Annotated in this window: 12 protein-coding genes and 1 tRNA gene; 4 read left to right on the plus strand and 9 right to left on the minus strand. The window is 64.1% G+C overall.

The annotated features are described in order from the left end of the window. Window positions 1-48: 48 nt before the first annotated feature. Window positions 49-2,553 carry a phosphocholine-specific phospholipase C gene (locus I41_RS17340; protein WP_145434166.1) on the plus strand — a complete coding sequence of 835 codons (2,505 nt, stop codon included), beginning with the start codon at window positions 49-51 and terminating at the stop codon, window positions 2,551-2,553. A 108-nt stretch (window positions 2,554-2,661) separates the two neighbouring features. On the opposite strand, the gene I41_RS17345 is transcribed toward I41_RS17340, so the two are convergent. Then, a complete protein-coding gene (locus I41_RS17345; RefSeq protein ID WP_145434167.1) occupies window positions 2,662-5,517 on the minus strand; it encodes a TIGR03032 family protein in 2,856 nt (951 codons plus the stop codon). A gap of 644 nt (window positions 5,518-6,161) precedes the next feature. Here I41_RS17345 and I41_RS17350 point away from each other — a divergent pair. Further along, window positions 6,162-6,944 (plus strand): hypothetical protein, encoded by a 783-nt coding sequence (locus tag I41_RS17350; RefSeq protein WP_145434168.1) that lies wholly within the window; start codon window positions 6,162-6,164, stop codon window positions 6,942-6,944. A gap of 43 nt (window positions 6,945-6,987) precedes the next feature. On the opposite strand, the gene I41_RS17355 is transcribed toward I41_RS17350, so the two are convergent. The 5 genes from I41_RS17355 to tilS all read right to left on the minus strand — a co-directional run bounded on the left by I41_RS17355 (window position 6,988) and on the right by tilS (window position 14,140). Further along, on the minus strand, window positions 6,988-7,818 hold the full coding sequence (locus I41_RS17355; protein ID WP_145434169.1) for a lysophospholipid acyltransferase family protein: 831 nt from the start codon (window positions 7,816-7,818) through the stop codon (window positions 6,988-6,990). A 205-nt stretch (window positions 7,819-8,023) separates the two neighbouring features. Then, entirely contained in the window at window positions 8,024-8,860 is an 837-nt protein-coding gene (dapF, locus tag I41_RS17360) for a diaminopimelate epimerase (protein ID WP_145434170.1), read from the minus strand. Window positions 8,861-9,019: 159 nt separating this feature from the next. After that, the gene (locus tag I41_RS17365) at window positions 9,020-9,352 is read right to left on the minus strand and encodes a hypothetical protein (protein WP_145434171.1); all 333 of its coding nucleotides are present in this window, start codon (window positions 9,350-9,352) and stop codon (window positions 9,020-9,022) included. Window positions 9,353-9,586: 234 nt separating this feature from the next. Beyond that, window positions 9,587-12,931, minus strand: a complete 3,345-nt coding sequence (locus I41_RS17370) for a hypothetical protein (RefSeq protein WP_145434172.1) — start codon at window positions 12,929-12,931, stop codon at window positions 9,587-9,589. Window positions 12,932-13,084: 153 nt separating this feature from the next. After that, the gene (tilS, locus tag I41_RS17375) at window positions 13,085-14,140 is read right to left on the minus strand and encodes a tRNA lysidine(34) synthetase TilS (RefSeq protein WP_168206972.1); all 1,056 of its coding nucleotides are present in this window, start codon (window positions 14,138-14,140) and stop codon (window positions 13,085-13,087) included. 168 nt (window positions 14,141-14,308) lie between these two features. Here tilS and I41_RS17380 point away from each other — a divergent pair, with 168 nt between their 5' ends. Both I41_RS17380 and I41_RS17385 read left to right on the plus strand, forming a co-directional pair. Then, window positions 14,309-15,583, plus strand: a complete 1,275-nt coding sequence (locus I41_RS17380; protein ID WP_145434174.1) for an Lpg1974 family pore-forming outer membrane protein — start codon at window positions 14,309-14,311, stop codon at window positions 15,581-15,583. A gap of 183 nt (window positions 15,584-15,766) precedes the next feature. After that, window positions 15,767-15,850 (plus strand) — tRNA-Leu (locus tag I41_RS17385). Window positions 15,851-15,866: 16 nt separating this feature from the next. Here I41_RS17385 and I41_RS17390 read toward each other — a convergent pair. From I41_RS17390 to I41_RS17400, 3 genes are all read right to left on the minus strand, one after another. Further along, complete coding sequence (locus tag I41_RS17390) at window positions 15,867-17,006, minus strand: tyrosine-type recombinase/integrase (protein ID WP_168206973.1); 1,140 nt, start codon at window positions 17,004-17,006, stop codon at window positions 15,867-15,869. 108 nt (window positions 17,007-17,114) lie between these two features. Beyond that, window positions 17,115-18,014, minus strand: coding sequence for a tyrosine-type recombinase/integrase (locus I41_RS17395; RefSeq protein ID WP_145434176.1), 900 nt, complete (start codon window positions 18,012-18,014; stop codon window positions 17,115-17,117). Then, entirely contained in the window at window positions 18,011-18,424 is a 414-nt protein-coding gene (locus tag I41_RS17400; protein WP_145434177.1) for a hypothetical protein, read from the minus strand. Before I41_RS17400 ends, I41_RS17395 begins: the two co-directional genes overlap by 4 nt. Window positions 18,425-18,806 lie beyond the last annotated feature (382 nt).

Consider the following 18,806-nt stretch of genomic DNA (forward strand, 5'->3'; position numbering starts at 1 on the left):
TCGCACGTCGCGGCCCGCTAGCATCGCCACGCCAGGACCGACGCTTCGATGGACACCCGCCGCGACTTTATAAAGAAGGCCGCCCTGCTCTCCGGCGCTGGCATGTGGACCGCGCTGCACGGTTCGATCGAGCGGGCCATGGCGATCGCTCCCGACCCTGGCAGCACGTTTCTGGACGCCGAGCACGTCGTGATCCTGATGCAGGAGAACCGCTCGTTCGACCACGCCTTCGGCACGCTGCGCGGCGTGCGCGGTTTGAACGACCCGCGCGCGATCCGGCTCCCCAACGGCAACCCGGTCTGGATCCAAACCAACGACGCCGGCGCCAGCTACGCGCCGTTTCGTTTGAACATTAAGGACACCAACGCCACTTGGATGGGGTCGCTCCCCCACTCGTGGACCGACCAGGTCGACGCCCGCCGCGGCGGACGCTGCGATCGTTGGCTCCAGGCGAAGGCCTCGGGGCATGACGCCTATCGCGACATGCCCCTCACCATGGGCCACTACAATCGCGATGACATCCCGTTCTACTACGCTCTGGCCGACGCCTTCACGGTGTGCGACTACAACTTCTGCTCGTCGCTCACCGGGACGACGCCGAACCGTCTCCATCTCTGGACTGGTACGGTCCGCGCCGAGCAGAAGCCACAGGCGTGGCCGAACGTGCTGAACTCCGACGTCGAGTACGACAGCGAAGCCAGTTGGAAAACGTACCCCGAACGGCTCGAAGAGCAGGGGATCTCCTGGAAGATCTACCAAAACGAGTTGAGCCTGGCGACGGGTTTGCGCGGCGAAGCTGAAGCCTGGCTGGCGAACTTCACCGACAATCCGATCGAGTGGTTTACCCAGTATGGCGTCCGTTATTCGGCCGCTCATCAGCAATTTCTGCAGCAATACGCCGAACAGCTGCGCGGCGAGGTCAAAACGTTGCTGAAGCGTCAGAAAGAAGCGAACCTTGCGGAGGAAGAACTGCAACGGCTTGACGACGCCCGCAAGCGACTCGCCGGCGTCGAATCCGAACGCAAGAAGTGGAGCGCCGAGAAGTTCAACAGGCTTGCTCCTCAAGAGCAAGCTTTGCACCGGCGGGCGTTCACAACCAACAGCGGCGATCCTGACTACCACGATCTTGCGACGCTCGACTACGACGACGAGGGAACGGGGCGGACGATGGAAGTCCCCAAGGGCGACGTCCTCCACCAATTCCGCGCAGACGTCGACAGCGGGAAGCTGCCGACGGTTTCGTGGTTGGTGGCGCCGGAGCGTTTCTCCGATCATCCCGGCTCGGCCTGGTATGGCGCCTGGTATCTGGCCGAGACGCTGGAGATCCTCACCCGGCGACCCGAGATCTGGAAGAAGACTGTCTTTATCCTCACCTATGACGAGAACGACGGCTACTTCGACCATATCCCGCCATTCGTCCCTCCCCATCCGACCGAACCTGACAGCGGCAAGGTCTCCGAGGGGATCGACGTCGCGGTCGAGTACGTCACCCGCGAGCAGGAGTTGACGCGCAAGTCTCCCGAAGACGCCCGCGAGAGCCCAATCGGCCTTGGCTACCGCGTGCCGATGATCATCGCCTCCCCCTGGAGCCGCGGCGGCGCGGTTTGCTCGGAGGTCTTCGATCACACGTCGGTGCTGCAGTTCCTGGAGCGACTGCTCGAGCATCGCACCGGCAAGCCGGTGACGGAGACCAACATCAGCCAGTGGCGGCGAACTGTCTGCGGTGATCTGACGTCGGCCTTCCGCCCAGCTCCCAAGGAGGGCGATGTGTCGCTGCCATACCCTGATCGCGATGCGTTCCTTGAGGGGATTCACCGCGCGCAGTTCAAGTCGCCGCCGGCCGACTTCCGGGCGTTGACGGCAGAAGAAGTCGAGGAGGTTCGCCAGTCGCCGCGCGATTCGAGTCTCTTGATTAAGCAGGAGTCGGGCCATCGCCCCGCGGCGCCGTTGCCTTACGAGTTGGCCGTCGACGGTCGCGTTGATGCGGAGCGGAAGCAATTGGAGCTGACGTTCGCCGCCGGCAGCAAGCGATTCGGCGCCGAGTCGCTGGGAGCCCCCTTTGTCGCGTACGCGCGCGTCGGCGACGACTTGCGAATTCGGAACTACGCGGTGAAAGCGGGGGACGCGCTGGCCGACGTCTGGACGATCGACGAGTTTCCCGAGGGCCGCTACGATCTCGAAGCGTACGGACCCAACGGCTTCTATCGCCGCTTTCGGGGTGAGGGGGTCGAGACGCCGATCGAGGTGACGCTGAAGGAACCGACGATCTCGCCAAGTTCTCGCCGTGCCGCTGGGCACGTCGAACTTGAACTCCAAAACGCCGGTCACCGACCAATGGTCGCCACGGTGATCGACAACGCCTATGGCGCCGCGCCGATTGAGCGACGCCTCGCCGCGGGCGAAACGATTCGCGTGTCGATAGATCTCACGTCGAGCGAGCGCTGGTACGACTTGTCGGTGCTGGTCGACGGCGTCCAGATGTTCGAGCGACGTTACGCTGGCCGCGTCGAGACGGGCGAGTGGGGAAGCAGCGATCCGGCGCTGAGCGTTTAGCGCTCGCTGCTGCGGGCACGTTCCATTTCCCAGCGCCGGCGTCCTATGGGGGTCGCCTCCCGATCGAGCAAAGAGTTTTGCCGGGATTGACGACGCCCTTGCCATCGCTCACCTCCCCGCCGCGGTGAGGAGGAAGTGTTCAAAGTCGCGGACTTCGGCGTCGTCCTCGTAGAGAATCCCGCACTTGGCGAGGATCTCCTCGCGCACTGCTTGCCGCCGTTTTGAGTTCGTGCCAAGTTCCACGGCGAGCTCGACGTATGCCGCGCCGGAGTCAACGCTCAGCTCCGTCATTCCCATCTTGGCGTAGAGGGCGTGCGTGATCCGGGTCCGCATCAGCTCGCCGGGCCAGGTGACGATCGGCGTGCCGACCGCGAGGGCCTCGTAACTGGTATTGCCGCCGCCGAACTTCGGGGGATCGAGCATCACGTCGGCCATCGCCAGGAGTTGCAGGAAGTCGTCGTTGGGCAGGGCGGGCAGGAACCGGATTCGCTCGATCACGTCGGGCATGGTGCTGCTGAACCGCTCACGCAGCAGCCGCGTCCAGTTGGCCGTGCGACCTTCGATGAGCGCGAGCTCGCCGCGCGCGTCGCGACGGAGGATTTCGCCGAGTTGCTCGTCGAACGCCGGGTGGAACTTGAACAACGTCTGCGGACAGATGTAGAGATTCGCGTCGGGGGTGAGCCCCAAGTCCGTGCGACTCTTTCCCGGAGCCGCCAGTTGCGGCCGGTAGTAGTAGGTCGCGAGGTTGGGGAGCCGCACCAGCCGTTCCGTATAGTGGCCGTCGCCAGCCGCGGTTTCGAGTTCTTTGCCCGAGAGGAAGTAATCCATCGTCGGGCTGCCGGTCGTCACGGGATGGCCACAGGTGACCGCCTGCACCGGGGCCATGCGCGAGAACGCCAGCGTGTACGTCAGGGCGTCCATCCCGACGTCGGCGAAGAACAGGAGGTCGAGCTCCTCCGCCGCGATCAGCTGGCGAGCGGTCGCCACGTCGCGTGGGATCTCGACGTGCCTGTCGGCCGCGCTGCGAAAGCGCTCCGCGAGCGGGTCTTGATGGCGGCCGACCGCGAGGACGACGACTTTGAACTTCTCACGGTCGAGCCGCTCGATCCGTCCGATGTTGAGACGACCGATCGTGTGGTCGCGGAAGTAAGCCGACACGAAGCCGACCCGCAGCCGCGCACGCTGCTTGTCGACCTTCCGCCCTTTCGTGAGATCGACTCCTTGGTAGATCTTGCCGAGGTTCGCGTGGAGATCACGGTCGTTCTCGCCTTGGTAGGCCGCGAAAAAGTTGGTGGGAACGAGCGTCGCCTCCGTGTCGATCTTGATGCCGTTGTTGACGATTCTGCGAACCCCGTCGAGCAACTGCCGTCGCCGCCGCTGCACGTCTGCGAGCGAGTCGTAGATCACCGGAAGTGCCGTCGCGATCAGCACGTGGTTGACCGGCGCGGATTGCACGCGCTGGGCCTCTTCGAGTCGCCGCCGACCTTCGTCGACGCGGCCCTGAGCGACGAGAACGTAGCCGAGGTTCTGGAGCGCCGGGCCATAGGTCGGTTCCGCCTCGGCCGCCTGACGGTAGCACTCGAGGGCCTGCTCCTGCTGTCCGGCGTCTTGGAGGGCGTTGCCGAGATGGTTCCACGCCTCCGCTGAACGGGGGCGAGCGGTCGTCGCCCGTTGGAAGAGCTCGACCGCCTCCGCGATCCGCCGGTCGCGCTGCAGGCGCAGGGCCTGGTCGAGCAGCGCCCGGAACTGCACGTCGCTTAAGGGAGTGCTGCCGCCGCCAAAGGCATGAGGCCCGGCGAGCGGTTGGGGCGCCGAACTGAACCCGCCGACGCCGCGGTTGGTCACGGCCGCCGTCGCGACGAGCCGTTCGACCTGATCGGGCCGCGGCACGAGCCAGATGTCCTGCGCCCCGTCCTGATCAGGCCGCGGACCGCAGAGCGACGCACAGCGTGTGTTCTCCAAGACCTGAACGTCGAATATCTCCTCGACGCCGGTTTCAAACTCCAACGACGCGACCGGTTGCCCCGTGCGGAGGTCGACGACGCCGACGCCGCACTTGAGTTCGTGGCGATGCTCCGCAATCGGGACCCCGCCGAAGACGGCGGTCTCGCGGATGCGCGAGAGCCCCACGAACGCGAACGGTCCGCAGAAGCCGAGGCCCCGCGTGTAGCCGGGCATTCCTGCAACGGCGTCGCGGCGACCGCTCTGCGGGTCGACGACTTCGAGCGTGCCGAAGCCGGAGTTGAGAACCCAAAGCCGCTCGCCGTGCCAGCGAGGCGAGTGGGGCATCGCCAGGCCGTGGGTCACCGGTTGGCCGCTGGCCACGTCGAGGATGACGCCGCTGGTTGACTTGGTAGGCCGCCACCCGGCCGCCGTGTCGGTTTGCGACATCATCGAAACGAAGCGTGGCCGGCCGCGGTCGAGCGCCAAGCCGTTCATGTGGCAACGATCTTCGCCCGCCAGCTCGGTGATGAACGGCGGACGCCAGCGGGGGACGAAGCTGAACTCCTCGTGGAGCGTCGCGAGACAGGAGAAGAGCGTGTTGACGACCCAGAGCTCGTCGCCGCGGTCGCCGCCCCAGGCCATCTCGTGGCAGTGGATGCCGCCGGTGACGTGAGCCGAGCGAGCGAGGTAGCAGGAGTCGTAACGGCCCGCCGGTTCGATGCTGGGAGCAAGTTGCGAGTTGTTCTGCAGGAACCAGATTTGTCCCTTAGCGCCGACGGCGACTTGTCGCGGGGAGACGGCGACTCCCATCGCCTGGTCGAAGTTGTGGAAAGAGAAGTGGAGCTTGTCGTCGGCGAGACCGATCGAGAGGAGCTTGCCGGCTTGGTAGGTGGAGACCAGCAGCGAGCAACGAGCCTCGCGGAGGACTTCGGGGAACGACGGCGAGTGGCGAAAGCGGACCTCGCGCCAGCGATCGGGAGCTTCGGCGGGGCCGTCCGGAGGTGTTAGTGAATTCGACATGTGCGGTGATCGTGCGTGCTCTTCTGTCCGAAGTCGAAATGCGATTTTGGGTGACACAACCGCGGTTTTTGGCGATCGTATCTGTTGTAAGTTTACTATCTGGTTTGAGTTGTGATTCGCTGGGTTTTGTCGCGGACAATTGGACAAATCGATTCGTCGTGGACAATTTTCGTGTACATAGTGCTGGCCTATCAGGGAACGTTGCGTGTACCCGCCGCTCACTGGCAGGATGCCAGTGGCGCCCTGTGGGCACCGTTGCAACGTAGCAGAGTAGGTGGCCATTTTCTGTAGGGTAGTAGTGAGATTTTTTGGGCCGGGAAGCGAGGTTTCGCGCAGAGGCGCGGAGAGGTCCAATCCGAAACGGCGTGACAGAGCCAGCGGGCCGAGAAGTTCTGCGTGCAATCATTGAAGATTAACCGCCAAGGACGCCAAGGTTCGCCAAGGTGATTCGGAAAGAGTCTGAACCACAACGACACGGCGGGCACGGCGGAATGCAAGGCAGGAGTTATAAAAGGTGCGGAAGACTAAGACTGTCGTGTCGATGTATGACTTGAAGAGCGGGGCGGTGGAGTTTTTTGAGTCGAAATAGCGCCGTCGTGCTAGGGGAAACCTCCCCTTGAGCGGAATGATGCAAGGAGGCATACATGCTGAAGCTGGGCATTTCACTGCTCGTCGTACTAGCTGTGATCGTCATCGCAGCAGTCGTTGTCATCGGACTTGTCGTCGGCCTGTTCAGGCAGTTCCGACGAGAGTCTTCTCCACGCGCGACGTCGGATGGTCAGTTGCAACGCCTTGACGTCACTTCGATCAGCTTTTCTCTTGCGACGATTTGCGATGAGTTGCCGCCATTGCATGAGGTCAACGCCGATGCGGCGACGGACGACATGCAACTGCACGAAGACGCTTGGCGGCAGATTGAGTTTGTACAGGTTGAACGTCGCGCCGAAATCGCGGCGCTCGTGGCAGAGGTGCGACAGTTTAAGATCAATCACTGGAACGGCAGCGGCTGGAACGAACTTTATGTGCGGCGAGATCGTTTCCCAGGATTGCCGTCGTTAGGTCTCGATCTCCAAGCCTTGAGAGAAGCGCGCACCTGGCGGAGTTGTACGGGAGTGCAGGTCTACTCATTGGCGCCCCACATGCCAGCGGGCATTGAGTCGCAAAGCGTCCGTGAAGGGTTCTCGTTCGGCATCACGCCCCAGGCGTTCGTTTACGGCTACGAGCAGGAAGGGAAGATCGCAGCGCTGGGCGTCAGTTTGTACCTGGAAGGGGATGACGATCTGTCCGCGGTGACGTACGCGTTCCTGGCGATTGGCGAATCGCTCCCGCTGCTGGTGGTCGACTGGGAGTCGGACGCCGTCGTCAATCTTCGCGAACGCGTTGAGATTGATCGCTGGCTAAGCGCAAAATTTGCGCTCGAAAGTTGAGTCTTGTGGGAATTTGGCCGTAGAGAAAAGGCGATGGCTATCGTTAGCCGGCGACGCGGGGAGTTGGCGGCGTGACCGTGAGGCTTGGCGGCGGTACGAGTTCGTTCGTTGCGTCCGCTCGCTGCTCGCGGCGTTGGGCCGCGCGGGTTGGGTCGATGCCTTGGCGCTTGACGACGACGGCGCCTTCGCGGCGCTCGCCGGTGGCGGCCCAGGCTTCGGCTTCGTGGCAGAGTTGGTTCAAGAGCGTCTCGACCCCCACGCGGCGCTCTTCGAGCTCGGGGCGGGTGAGGCCAGGGGGAATGTGGATTTCGGGGCCGACGACGGCGCGGGCGCGGGAGAAGGGCCTGGGGACGGCGAAGCGGTCCCAGCTGCGGGCGCGCCAGGGGCGGTCGAGGCCCATGCCGAAGGGGACGATCGGCAGGCCGAGCTTCGAGGCGAGGTAGACGGGGCCCTGGGCAAGTTGGCGGCGCGGGCCGCGCGGGCCGTCGGGGGTGATCGCCAGGTGCATGTGCTGGCCGCGGCGCGAGAGCTCCAGCAGCGCCTCGGTGGCGCCGCCGTAGGTGGAGCCGCGGACGCACTCGAAGCCCATGTGATGGGCGACGTAAAACAGGATGTCTGCATCCTTATGCTTGCTCAGCAGCATCGTCAGGTTGCAGTGCCCGCGCATGTAGAGGGGGATGAGGATGTACTCATGCCAAAAGACGTAGATGCGGGGGCCGCCGACGCCGTGGATCGGGTCGACGTGCGGGTCGTAGAAGAGAGCCTGGTATTCGAGCGTGCTCATCCAGGCGCGCACGCCGCCGGCGGAGAGGAGACTGGCGGCGCGCATCCAGAGAGGCGTGCGACTGCGAGCTTTGCGAGGGGAGGGGTCCATCCTTGGAGCCGATCTAAAGGGGAGAGCGGAAAGCGGAAAGGGGAAGTCAGGAATGACGAATGACGAAATCCGAATGACGAATGGTTTTTGTCAGTGGTCAGTTGTTGGTCATTCTGAGCGGAGCGAAGAATCTAGCGAGCCGAACGAGATTCTAGATCCTTCGCTGCGCTTAAGATGACACGCTTTCCTCAGGATGACACGCATTTTATCCCAGCCAGTCGCCGGTGAAGACTTCTGTGGCGGGGCCGGTCATGAAAACGTGGTTGGTGGCTTCGTCCCATTCGAGCTGCAGGTCGCCGCCGAGGAGCTTCGACGTGATCCGACGGTCGGTGCGGCCGGTGAGGACGCCGGCGACGCAGACGGCGCAGGCGCCGGTGCCGCAGGCGAGCGTTTCGCCGGAACCGCGCTCCCAGGTGCGCTGGCGCACCGTTTCGCGATTGAGGACTTCGATGAACTCGACGTTGGTTCGCTTGGGGAAGCGGGGATCGGTTTCGATCTGCGGGCCGACGCCGAGGACGAGCTCGTCGGTCGCGCTGTCGACGTAGGTGACGCAGTGGGGGTTGCCCATCGAGACGCAAGTGACGGAGAGCGTGCGGCCGGCGACTTCGAACGGGGCGTCGACCGGCGGGTCGCCGGGGAGCGTCGTGGGAATCTGGCTGCTCGTGAGGATCGGCTCGCCCATGTCGACGCGGACGCGTTCGACCTTGCCGGCGCGGAGCTCGAGGTCGAGGAGGAATGGTTTGCCGGCGGAAGTGATCTTCAGTTGATCGCGGACGGCGATGCCGTGGTCGTGGACGAACTTGGCGACGCAACGGATGCCGTTGCCGCACATCTCCGAGTAGGAGCCGTCGGCGTTGAACATCCGCATCTCGGCGTCGGCGCCGTCGACGGGGCAGATGAGGATGAGGCCGTCGGCGCCAATACCGAAATGGCGATCACTCACGGCGCGAGCGAGGGCCGCGGGGTCGGGCGGGATCGACTGGCTGAAGCAATCGACATAGATGTAGTCGTTGCCGGCGCCTTGCATTTTGGTGAAGAGCATGACGAAGGGGGAAGGCGGATGGGGGAGTGGGGAATGGGGAATGGGGGATGCTGGTTACTGGATGCTGGATTTTGGCGCGTCACGATTTGCGCTTGGTGCGCGCGTGGTTCGTTATTCTATCGTGGAGTGGCGGGTGGCACACTCCGAGTAGGTGCAACATTAGCCCGTGAGATCGAGGGCGTTGCCGGCGATGCCGGTGGGGTCTTTGACTTGGCGTTGTTCGATGGCTGCGAGCGGATCCCCTGGGGTCTGGTGCCGTTTTTCCGGCGGCGCTTCCCAGAGGCGGCGGCCGTCGGCGTCGCGTTCGGACGCTTCTTGATCATGTTCAGTCTCGCCGATGCCGGCGGCGCTTTCGGATTTGGCTTCCGAGTTCGCATGACGCTGCTGGACCGCTGAATCTTTGGCGGCTCGTTCGGTCTCGGCGCCCGCAAGTTGCGACAGGGGGGCGCCGGCGGCGCTAGCGAAGGCTCCGGTGGTTGCGCTGACGTTCATGATCTGCGCCTCCGAGAGGAATGGAATGAACGGGGCTAGGTAGTGCTAAAGAATAGGTTTTTCCTGGGGAGAGATCAGAGGCGAGAGGCCGGGGGGCAGAAAATGACAAGGGGGAAGACCATTGTTAGTGGTAGAAACGCGGATTGGTCATTGGGGCTTGGTCATTGGTTATTTTGCACAGTGGCGTCGGGAATTCCTTCCCTGCCCCCTACCTGCGAGGGAGGGGGGATAAAATCACCTGCCTAACGGCCGGCCGAAGGCGTCGGTTCTGGCGGCTTCGCGAGCGACGGGGCCGCCGCCGGCTTCGAAGTCGGTGCGGATTTGCTGAATCATTTGGTTGAAGCCGGGGAACGCCTCGGTGGCGACCTTCGGTTCGGTGAGGGTGCCGTCGACGTAGAGCTGCATCAGGTTGCCGCTCGTCTGACCGACGAACTTCTTTACAAACGGAACCGCGTACTCGCGCGGGCCAAGTTCGGCGCGGAAGGCGAGTTTGACGTGCTCGTCGAAGCCGGTTTCGCCGTAGCCGTACAGGTCGACGACGTCGCCGAGAAAGTCGATGCGATTGAGGGCGATGTGGGGCCCGTTGATGAGGAACTCGATGTTGCTCTCATCGAACGCTTTGCTGTCGGGTGCGCCGTAGCGGAGGATTTTCAGGAGGCTGACGAGAAGCGGGAGCTCGTAGATGTCGGCTTCGCGAATATGGACGTTGCCGTCGCCGGTGAGTCGAGCGAGGGAGGGGCCTTCGCCCTTGAGCCGGACGCTGCCGTCGATCTTGCCCTTGAAGCTTTGGCGTCCGCCGAAACGCTCGACCATCAGACGATTAAGGTCGGCCCCGGCGACGGAGATTTCGGCGGCGTAGAGGGGAGTGTGAGCGAATTGGACCCAGCCATCGCTGAGCATGGCGCCGCCGTAAACGGCGCCTGAAAGGGAGCGTTCGGGCTGGTTGGTCTTCTCGGCGGCCCATTTGCCGAAGCGACATTCGCTCTCGTCGACCCACATGGGGCCTTTGACGTTGGTGAGTTGAATCCCCTGATACGCGACGCTCTCCAGATTGAGTTCGCCGGCGCTGGAGCTCTGTTGTTGGTTCGAGCTGCCGACGAGTCGGACCGAGCCGGTGACGCCTTCGACGTCGATGCCGCAATGAAGATCGGTTTGATGACATTCCAGCTGCAGATCCCAGGTCGTCTCGAGCGGAGCGATCGCGGAGGCAGGCTGGCGGAAGGCGAGCTCGCTGCCGTGCAGACCAAACGTGCCGCTGGGGCGGAGCGAGTCGATGAGGCGGCGCAGCTTTTCCGGAAGGGCGGTCATCAGCGCGGGGCGGACCTTGATGCCGTCGGCCCACAGACCGCTGAGGACGAACTCCCAACCATGGTCGCCGTTGAATGAGCCGCGCCCATTGGCGCCGAGGGTGACGCCATCCTGGTGGCGAGCAGTCAGGCGTTCGACGGTGATTTTGCCGTCGAAATAAGTGATGACGCCCTGGACCTCCTCCATGAAGTAGGGGAAGAACTGCGGCCGGAGCGTGGCGCCGGGCTGGGGTTCGACGACGACGCCGAAGGCGGGAGCCCCCAACCCGAGCAGCTGTTTGACGTCGGCTTTGACGTTGATCGAGCCGTTGGGCTGCAACATTTTCCAACCGTTGCGAACGGCCTCGGGGACGGCCCAAAAGAGCCCTTCGTCAAGGGGCACGTGCTGGCCCTCGAAATGGAGCCAGAGCTCATGCGGACCGCCGGGCTGAGTTGGCATCAGGTGGCCATGGGCGGCGATCGTCCGCCGGCCGCCGGATTGAAAGTTCGCAAAGGTCCAACGATTGCCTTCGGCGGTGATGACGCCGCTGATTTTTTGCAGCGGATAGGGGAAGCCGTCGTAATTAACGCGGCCGTCGGTAACGGTGAGCTGCGTGGTGATCCGCGGTTCGGCAAACGGCTGCGGGCGATCGATGCGCCAATAGTCGAGATTAAACTTGCCGGCGGGATGAATTGACGCGAGCACGGCGCGGGCCTTGCCGTTGCACGCGATTTCGATGCGCTGGTCGACGGCGGCGATGAGGCGTTCATCGACTTCGAGATTCTCGCCGGAGATCTGCGCCCAGCCCGCGGCGCCCGGTTTGGGATCGACGACTTGGGCGACGATGTTGACCCGCTGCTCGCCGGCAAGACCGTAGAGATTGACGTCGAGCATGGGGGGTTGCGGCGGGGCGCCCGCCTTGAAGGTGAGCGAGCCGGCGCCGCCCGTGAGGCGATAAGCAAACTTGTCGGATTCGAAGGAGAGCTCGCGGCCAACGAGCGTGGCGACGGGCGACCATTTGGCGCCGTCAAACGAGGCCTGCAGCGTCGCGTCGACGATGCCGCGCGGCGAGTATTTGTCCCACTCTTCGCGCAGGACGTTGGCGAGCTTCAGGCCGGCGCCTGCTTGCGGATTGCCAGCCATGGCTAGGGTGCGATAGAGCTCGTCGTCGAGCGGAACGTTGTCGATGCGGGCCGCGACGGCCATGCCGGCGTTGGGGGCCCAACCTTGGCGAGTGAGCGCGAGGCCGAGCGTCGAGGGTCCCCATTTACCGGTGAGGTCCTCGACCTTGATTCCTGCGGCGTCGAGTTTGATGCGGGCGGCGAGTTCGGTGATCGGTCGGGGGAGGCGGGGGTCTTCGACGCGGCCGTTGCGCAGGGCGAAGGTCGCTCCGCCGGCCGGCGCCGCCGCGACGCCGCGTTGCCAGGTAACGTTGATCGTGCCGTCGACGACGCCGCTCAGCCGCGTGCCGGCGACCACGGCGGGCAGGGCAGGGCGGATCCAGGCGACGAGTTGTTCGTCGAGTTGGATCCCTTGCATCGTCGCCGCGGCCGTGACGAGTTGCTGCGGGCCATCGAGCGTGCCGTGGAGCTCGAGCTGCTTTAGCTGCGGACCGACGGCGGTGGCTTCGATTTTGAGCGAGGGCCAGCCGCCCGGGGCCGCGGCTGGGGCGGTGGGGCTGATGGTGAGATCGACGTCGCGGAGGATGATCGGCTGGCTGTCGGGGGCGAACTCGCTGGTGAGCGTCGCCTCGCCGCCGCGGATGACGATCGGCGGAACTGGCATGCCGCCGGGATGCCGAGGCAGGAGCTGATCGAAGTTCCAAACGCCTTCCGCCGAACGGCGGAGCCAGAGATGAGGATTCTTGACTTCGACGCGTTGAATCGGCGGGACGCCGCGGACGAGCGTGGTGATTTCGACGTCGCAGACCACGAGGAGCTCGTCGACGATGAGCAGCTCGTCATGGGGCCGGCGGTCGCCGCGCGGAGCAAGTTCGACGTCGTATACAATGATGCCGCGGCCCTCGACCAGCCGAGCGCCGCCAATGCTCACTTCCAGATGGGGATAGCGCTCGCCGAGGAAAGCTTCGACGTGACGGCGGATCTCGTCGTCCATGCGGACGTACATGTAGAGACCGATCGTCACCACGCCGACCAGGGCCAGGCCGACGGCGAACTTGAAAACGGACCAACAGGCGTTGACTAAGCGACTGACGATGGCGGCAGCTTCCTTGCTTTGGCCATGAGGAACGAGTTGTGGATTGTCACGCGCGAACAAGCGCCTGGACGGCAAGGCCGCGCGTCATTCTGAGCGCCGCGAAGAATCTGGACGCACGCTTGAGACGCTAGATTCTTCGCGCTGCTCCGCATGACGAGGCGCCGGACCGAACGCGGCAATATCGGCGTAAACTAAGCGGCGGATAGTAGATGCGGCGGGCGGCGTCGGTCAAGACAATACGCCCCGACGCAGCGATAGCACGGCCGGCTCGGGTCGGACGGCGCGGATGTCGCCGGGCAGATTGAGCGGCGACGCGATTTCCGGAGACTGGGCGAAGTGGGTCAGCTGTCGCCACCAGGCACGGGTCATCGCCTGCTCGGGCCATCTCGCTTCGCGCCAAGCCAAGCGGAGGGCTTCGCTTGCTAGCAACGGGGGCTGGCTGGCAAGCGGAACGACGTGCAGGCGAAGCTCGGTGACGTGCCTGGCGGCATTGCGCTCCAGTCGCGGGTGGCAGCTTTGCAGCAAGTCGGCCGCGAGCGCCGTGATTAGCGATTCGGCCTCGGCAGCTTGCTCGGCTGCGCGCAGGAGGGCGGGCGTCGCGCTGGGACCAAAGTGCTGCGTGATTAACGGCAGAATGTCGCAACGAATGGCGTTGCGCATCGCGATTTCCGCGTCGGAATTGGTAGCATCCTCGCGCCATCGCTGGCCGAGAGCTTGCAAATACGACTCGATCTCCGCGCGGCTCACCGCGAGCAGGGGACGCACGATCGCGACGCTTGGCGAAAGAGTTCGCGTCGCCGGCATGCCCGCGAGACCGCGGAGGCCCGAGCCGCGGAGCAGGCGGAAGAGAATCGTTTCGACCTGATCGTCGCGATGATGGCCCAGCGCCACAAAGCGGGCTCCGAGCGTTTCGGCCATCCGCGTCAGCATCTCGTAGCGGGTCGCGCGGGCCGCCTCTTCCATGCCGTCGCCCCGGACTGCGGCAATGGCGCCGACATTGGCTTTTTCGATGAATAGCGGAACCTGCAGCTGGCGGCACTGCTGGGCGAGCCATTCGGCGTCGCCGGCGGACTCGGCGCCCCGCAGCGAATGATCGACGTGACCGACGAAGAGTTGGCCGGCGCCGGCGACTTGCTGCTTGGCAGCCGCGATGGCCCGCAAGAGTGCCATGCTATCGGCCCCGCCCGAGACGGCGACCAGTACATGGACGTCGCGCCAAGCCTGCGCAGGCCAAGCGGCGAGGAGTCGTGCGGGGAGGTCGGCGTTGTCGCGCGGCGCGGGCATGCGATCCAGCATATCTGCGGAGCTACCTCATCCCAAGCGCGTGCTTGCGCTAGACTTCCGGCATTGACCGAAATTCGCGCGATTTCTATTAAAGTCTTCCAGTCGGGCGTCCGACGGCGTCGGTCCATGCGCTCTGCGCCCCCCCCAATTGTTGATCGCTGAGCCGCCATGACTCATCAACTCCACCAGCATCGAGCGCTGCTACGCGGCTGCGCGTTCGGCCTGTGCGCGATCGCGGCGGCGGCGTTGGCCGGTGGGTGGGAGCGCGCCGCCGCGCAAGTGATGATGGGCTCGGACGGAGCGGTTCATCTCGACGCCATCGGCGACGTGCCGCAGACGCCCCCGATTATCGTCCAGCAGCAGCCAGAGTTGGTTGGTCCGTCGATGATTGGCCAGCCGCTGGTCGGGCAACCGATGATGGGCGCGTCGACCGTCGCCGGCGTCGTGCCATGGCAATCGGCGATCGGCGGCGCCCCCCAGCCTTACGGCGCGTGCGGCGTGCCGTTTGTGCCGTGCGCCCCCATCGCGGCGGCGGTGCAACAACAGCCGCTGCCTATTTTGTTTTCATTCTTCGGCGAGTTTCTCTATCTGAAGCCTTCGGGACTCGACGTCGTCCACGCCCAACAACAGTTCTTGCCAACGGTCCCTTTCGGACAAATTGCGTCGACCGACTTCGACTACGAACCCGGGGTGCGGATCGGGGGCGACATGGCAGTCAGTGCGCACTCAAGCATTGCTGCGTCGTACACCTTTTTTGAAAGCGACACCTCTAGCAGCCTTGGCCCGCCCACCGTACTCGGGGTAACCGGCGAGGTTGGCTCGCTCGTGCAAGCGCCGAATATCGGCATCCTTGGCGCCGACGCCGGCGTCAACGCCACGAGCGAATTTGACTTTCAACTTGGCGACCTGGAGTACCGGACGCGGTTGCGACAGGGCCAGCAGTACTGGATCAATGGCGGCGTCGGCCTGCGCTACGGTCAGCTCGAACAGTCGTTCTTTCAAACCGGCGACTTCGACGTCGTCGGCGTCGTCAACACGAACTCGACGGTCGACTTCAACGGCGGCGGCGTGAAGTTCGCCCTCGACGGCGGACGCAACATCGGCAGCCGCGGCTTTTCGCTGTACGGCCGCACGAGCCTCTCGCCGCTGGCGGGCAGCTACCGGTCGACGTATTCGATGTTCAACGACGACCTCGACGCCACGCTCGTCCAAGCGAACTGGAAAGAAGACCGCATCACGACGCTGCTCGACTACGAAGTCGGCCTGGCCTGGGTGGGCCCGCGCGGCCGCTGGCGGTTTGCGGCGGGGTACACGCAGTCGTTCTGGTTCAACGCCGTGACGACCGCCGAGTACATCGATGCCGTGCAAACGAGCCATTACGGCGGGGCGTCGGACACGATCATGCTCAACGGACTGACCGCGCGGGTGGAGCACCTGTGGTAGGACAGTTCGGGGAACCGCCTGAATGCCGCCCAGCCCGGCCGCCTCGGCATTTCCCCGGCGTTGCCACGGCATTACCCCACCGCTGCCGGCGATTCGACGACTGAATTCGCCCGGCGCCAATTGACGCCGGCGCCATTCAACGTAAGTTAATGAGATGCCTCCGACCCACGGTCGGGCCCCTCAGCCGGAGTGGCGGAATTGGCAGACGCGCTGGACTCAAAATCCAGTGCCCGCAAGGGCGTGCCGGTTCAAGTCCGGCCTCCGGTACTTACTGGGTAACGACTTACGTCGATTGCCCGCTCTTGGCGAATGGCTCATTTTCGCCCCTGCTACCTAGCTTGCTACCTGCCGCCCGCCATAACTCATCGGCGGTCGCTTGGGCGTTCACGCCGACGTAGAACCGCATCGTGGTCCCAATGTCGGTGTGCCGCATCAGTTCCTTGAGCACTGGCGGCATAACGCGACGACTCCAGCGGAAGCCAAACGCCCGCCTTAAGTCGTGAGCACTGGCGAACTTGTTGACCGTCTCAGGATCGCCGTCGCCGTCGACCTTGGTTCGCGTGCCGACGATAACGCCCGCCTTCTCGCCGATGGCAGACACCACGGGACCAATCGAGTCGCGCGTAGGGGCGTAGGGTTGCCCGTCCTTCGTCAGCGGTTGGAAGACTCGCCCCCGCCGCTGGTCCATCGGCACGGTCTCCAGCAGTTCCGCGAACTCGGGCGCCATCGGCAGAGTCCGGTGGGTGTTCGCTTTCTCCGCCGACGCATCGACCCGCAGCATGGGGTGACGCCCGCTGTAGTCGACCACGATGGCGTCGGGCGCATCATCCCACCGTAGGACCAGGGATTCCGCGAGCCGCAATCCTGACGCATCCAATCCCCTCAGATAGAACCGCCACGACTCCGCAGCCGCTTCGCCTACAACCTTGGGAACAGCAGCGAGCATCCGGTCGAACTCTTCGCCGCTGACCGCGCGACCACGGGCGCCCTTCGATTGCTTGATGCGGTCGAACTGCGGGAGCGTCAGCAGCAGCCCCTGCCGATGAGCCCAACGGAACGCCACTTTGAGTTGCCGCAGATGCCGTGCGATGGTCGCCGCCGATAGATGCTGATTGCGGAGCGCGACCACGAACGCCGTCAGCTTCGCCGTGGTGCAATCCGCGAGACGCTGCGGGGCGACGGTCCGCTCGAATACATTGAGCGTCGCCGAGTAGTTGCCCGCCGTGCTTTCCTTCATGCCGTCCAGCACGTCAACGTCATAGCGGTCTCTGAAAGCCTCCCACGTCATCCGCTGACGCTTCTGGTATCGACCCTCCCGCAACTCCGCTTCCCACACAGCAGCCGCCTTGAGCGCCTTCGTGTGGTTCGCCGTGCCGCTCGTCCGCCAGACTTGCTTGCCGGTCTCAGGGTCGACGTACCTCATCGCTAGATTCGTTCTGCCCTTTTGTCGGCAGATGTGTACTTTGATTTCTTCGCTCATCATTCCTCCAGGGGGTTAGGATTCCCGCCGCCTGCCCACGACGGGGTATCGCTACAGAAACGCAAACTCGTCTGGGTTGAACTCGACAACTGGCGCCGCTTTCGACTCCTCCCGCAACGTTGGCGGCATTGGCGCCGCGGCACTCGTCAACCGTGCGTCATAATGCTGGCCGAACACTTGGGGCGAACTATGCCCCAAGTGCTTGCCGCCGGCGCCAGGCTGCACCAATTCGACGTAACTGCCGCTGGCACGTCGCAGCCACTTAAACGTCCCGCGAAACACTCCCGCCGATCGGGCGATGTCCTTGAACTGCTTGCAGAACCGCGGACAGTTAGCCCCTCCCGGCCAGCGTGTCGCCTGATCGAACGGGATGCGGTTCAACAGTTCGATGGTCGACGGATGCAACCGGACGGTGACAGACTGCCCGGTCTTCTGCTGAATGACGCGAGCGGAGCCATCGTCGCGAATCCAACTCTTGCGGAAGTTCCACACGTCGCCCCGCCGCAAGCCCGTATCCCACGCCAGGGCGATGACGGCCGGCCAATAAACCCGACGGCAAACGCCCGTCTTCATGGGGTAGGGCTTGCACTTGTGGGACTGAGCTAGAATCGCCTTCGCCTCCTCCACGGTAAAACAGTCGATGACGAGCGCCGGACACTTCGGCCGCTTGATTCTCCGCGGCACGGGGTACGGCACGAGGTCCAGGTCCGCCGCCGCGTTCCACAAGGCCAGCACGTCGCTGCGGTAGCTTCGCACCGTGCGGGGTGACGTTTCCGACGGCCACGACGACAGGAACCGATTCACCAGGATCTCGTTGAAACAGTCCTCCAGCGAATCGCTTTGAGCAAACGTCGCCAGTCGATCGCTGGTCCAGGTGAGCCGCTTGGCGTAAAGATCGGAAACGTCGCGGGCGGCAATGTAGCGTTCGACGAACTCTGAAATCTGGCTCATACTCGCCCTCCCGCCTTCGGCTGAACAAGGTACGGCGAGCCATCGCAAAACATGTGCATGATCTCCAGGCTGGTTGCAATCAGCGACGGACGAACAAACCCGCAATGGGCGAGCGTGTTCGCATAGCCGACGATCTCTTCCAGCCAATCGAATCCGAACTTCTCAAGTTGACCGGCTTTGCGTAGAGCGTGAGCCATTTCGCCGGGTGTCCGCCGGCACTTCTTTTTTGCGAACTTCACGCCCCAGTACTCACACTCCGCGGCCAGGAACACCCGCACGGCTTCGCGAAGATGACAGCCGGCTTCGATTAGCCGATTGGATTCAAGGGCGGTTTGCGACTTAAACAGCAGTGCTCGGGCGTTGCACTCGACGGGGCGATGGTGCAACTCGCGGACGGCCAGCATGACCATGGGAAACCTTTCCCGGCGCCGTCAGGCAGATAAGGGGCGGCCGGCAGTTCGACCGGAGGTGGCAAATTTACCACCTCCGATTTCCCCACCGACCGCCGACAACCCGACGACGCACAAAATGACCGTAGGCCCGGCAACGCTGTTAGTAAGGAGTTCAGAGACTCCCCCACGCACCTTGCTCCCCGCCAACGCGGATCACAGCTTGGGTGCGCGGCAACGCGGCCGGGCCTACGGTCAGATTTAGAAATCATCAGGTTGTCCTCTGAAACCGCTTACTAAGGCGGGTCGATAGCTTGGTGGCAAATTTGCCACACCTTTTCGACGCCCCAACTATCCCCCAACGCCCCGAAAATGTCAACGCTGCATTAAAGCCCCGCAGCGC

Source organism: Lacipirellula limnantheis (genome assembly GCF_007746075.1).
GTDB lineage: Bacteria > Planctomycetota > Planctomycetia > Pirellulales > Lacipirellulaceae > Lacipirellula > Lacipirellula limnantheis.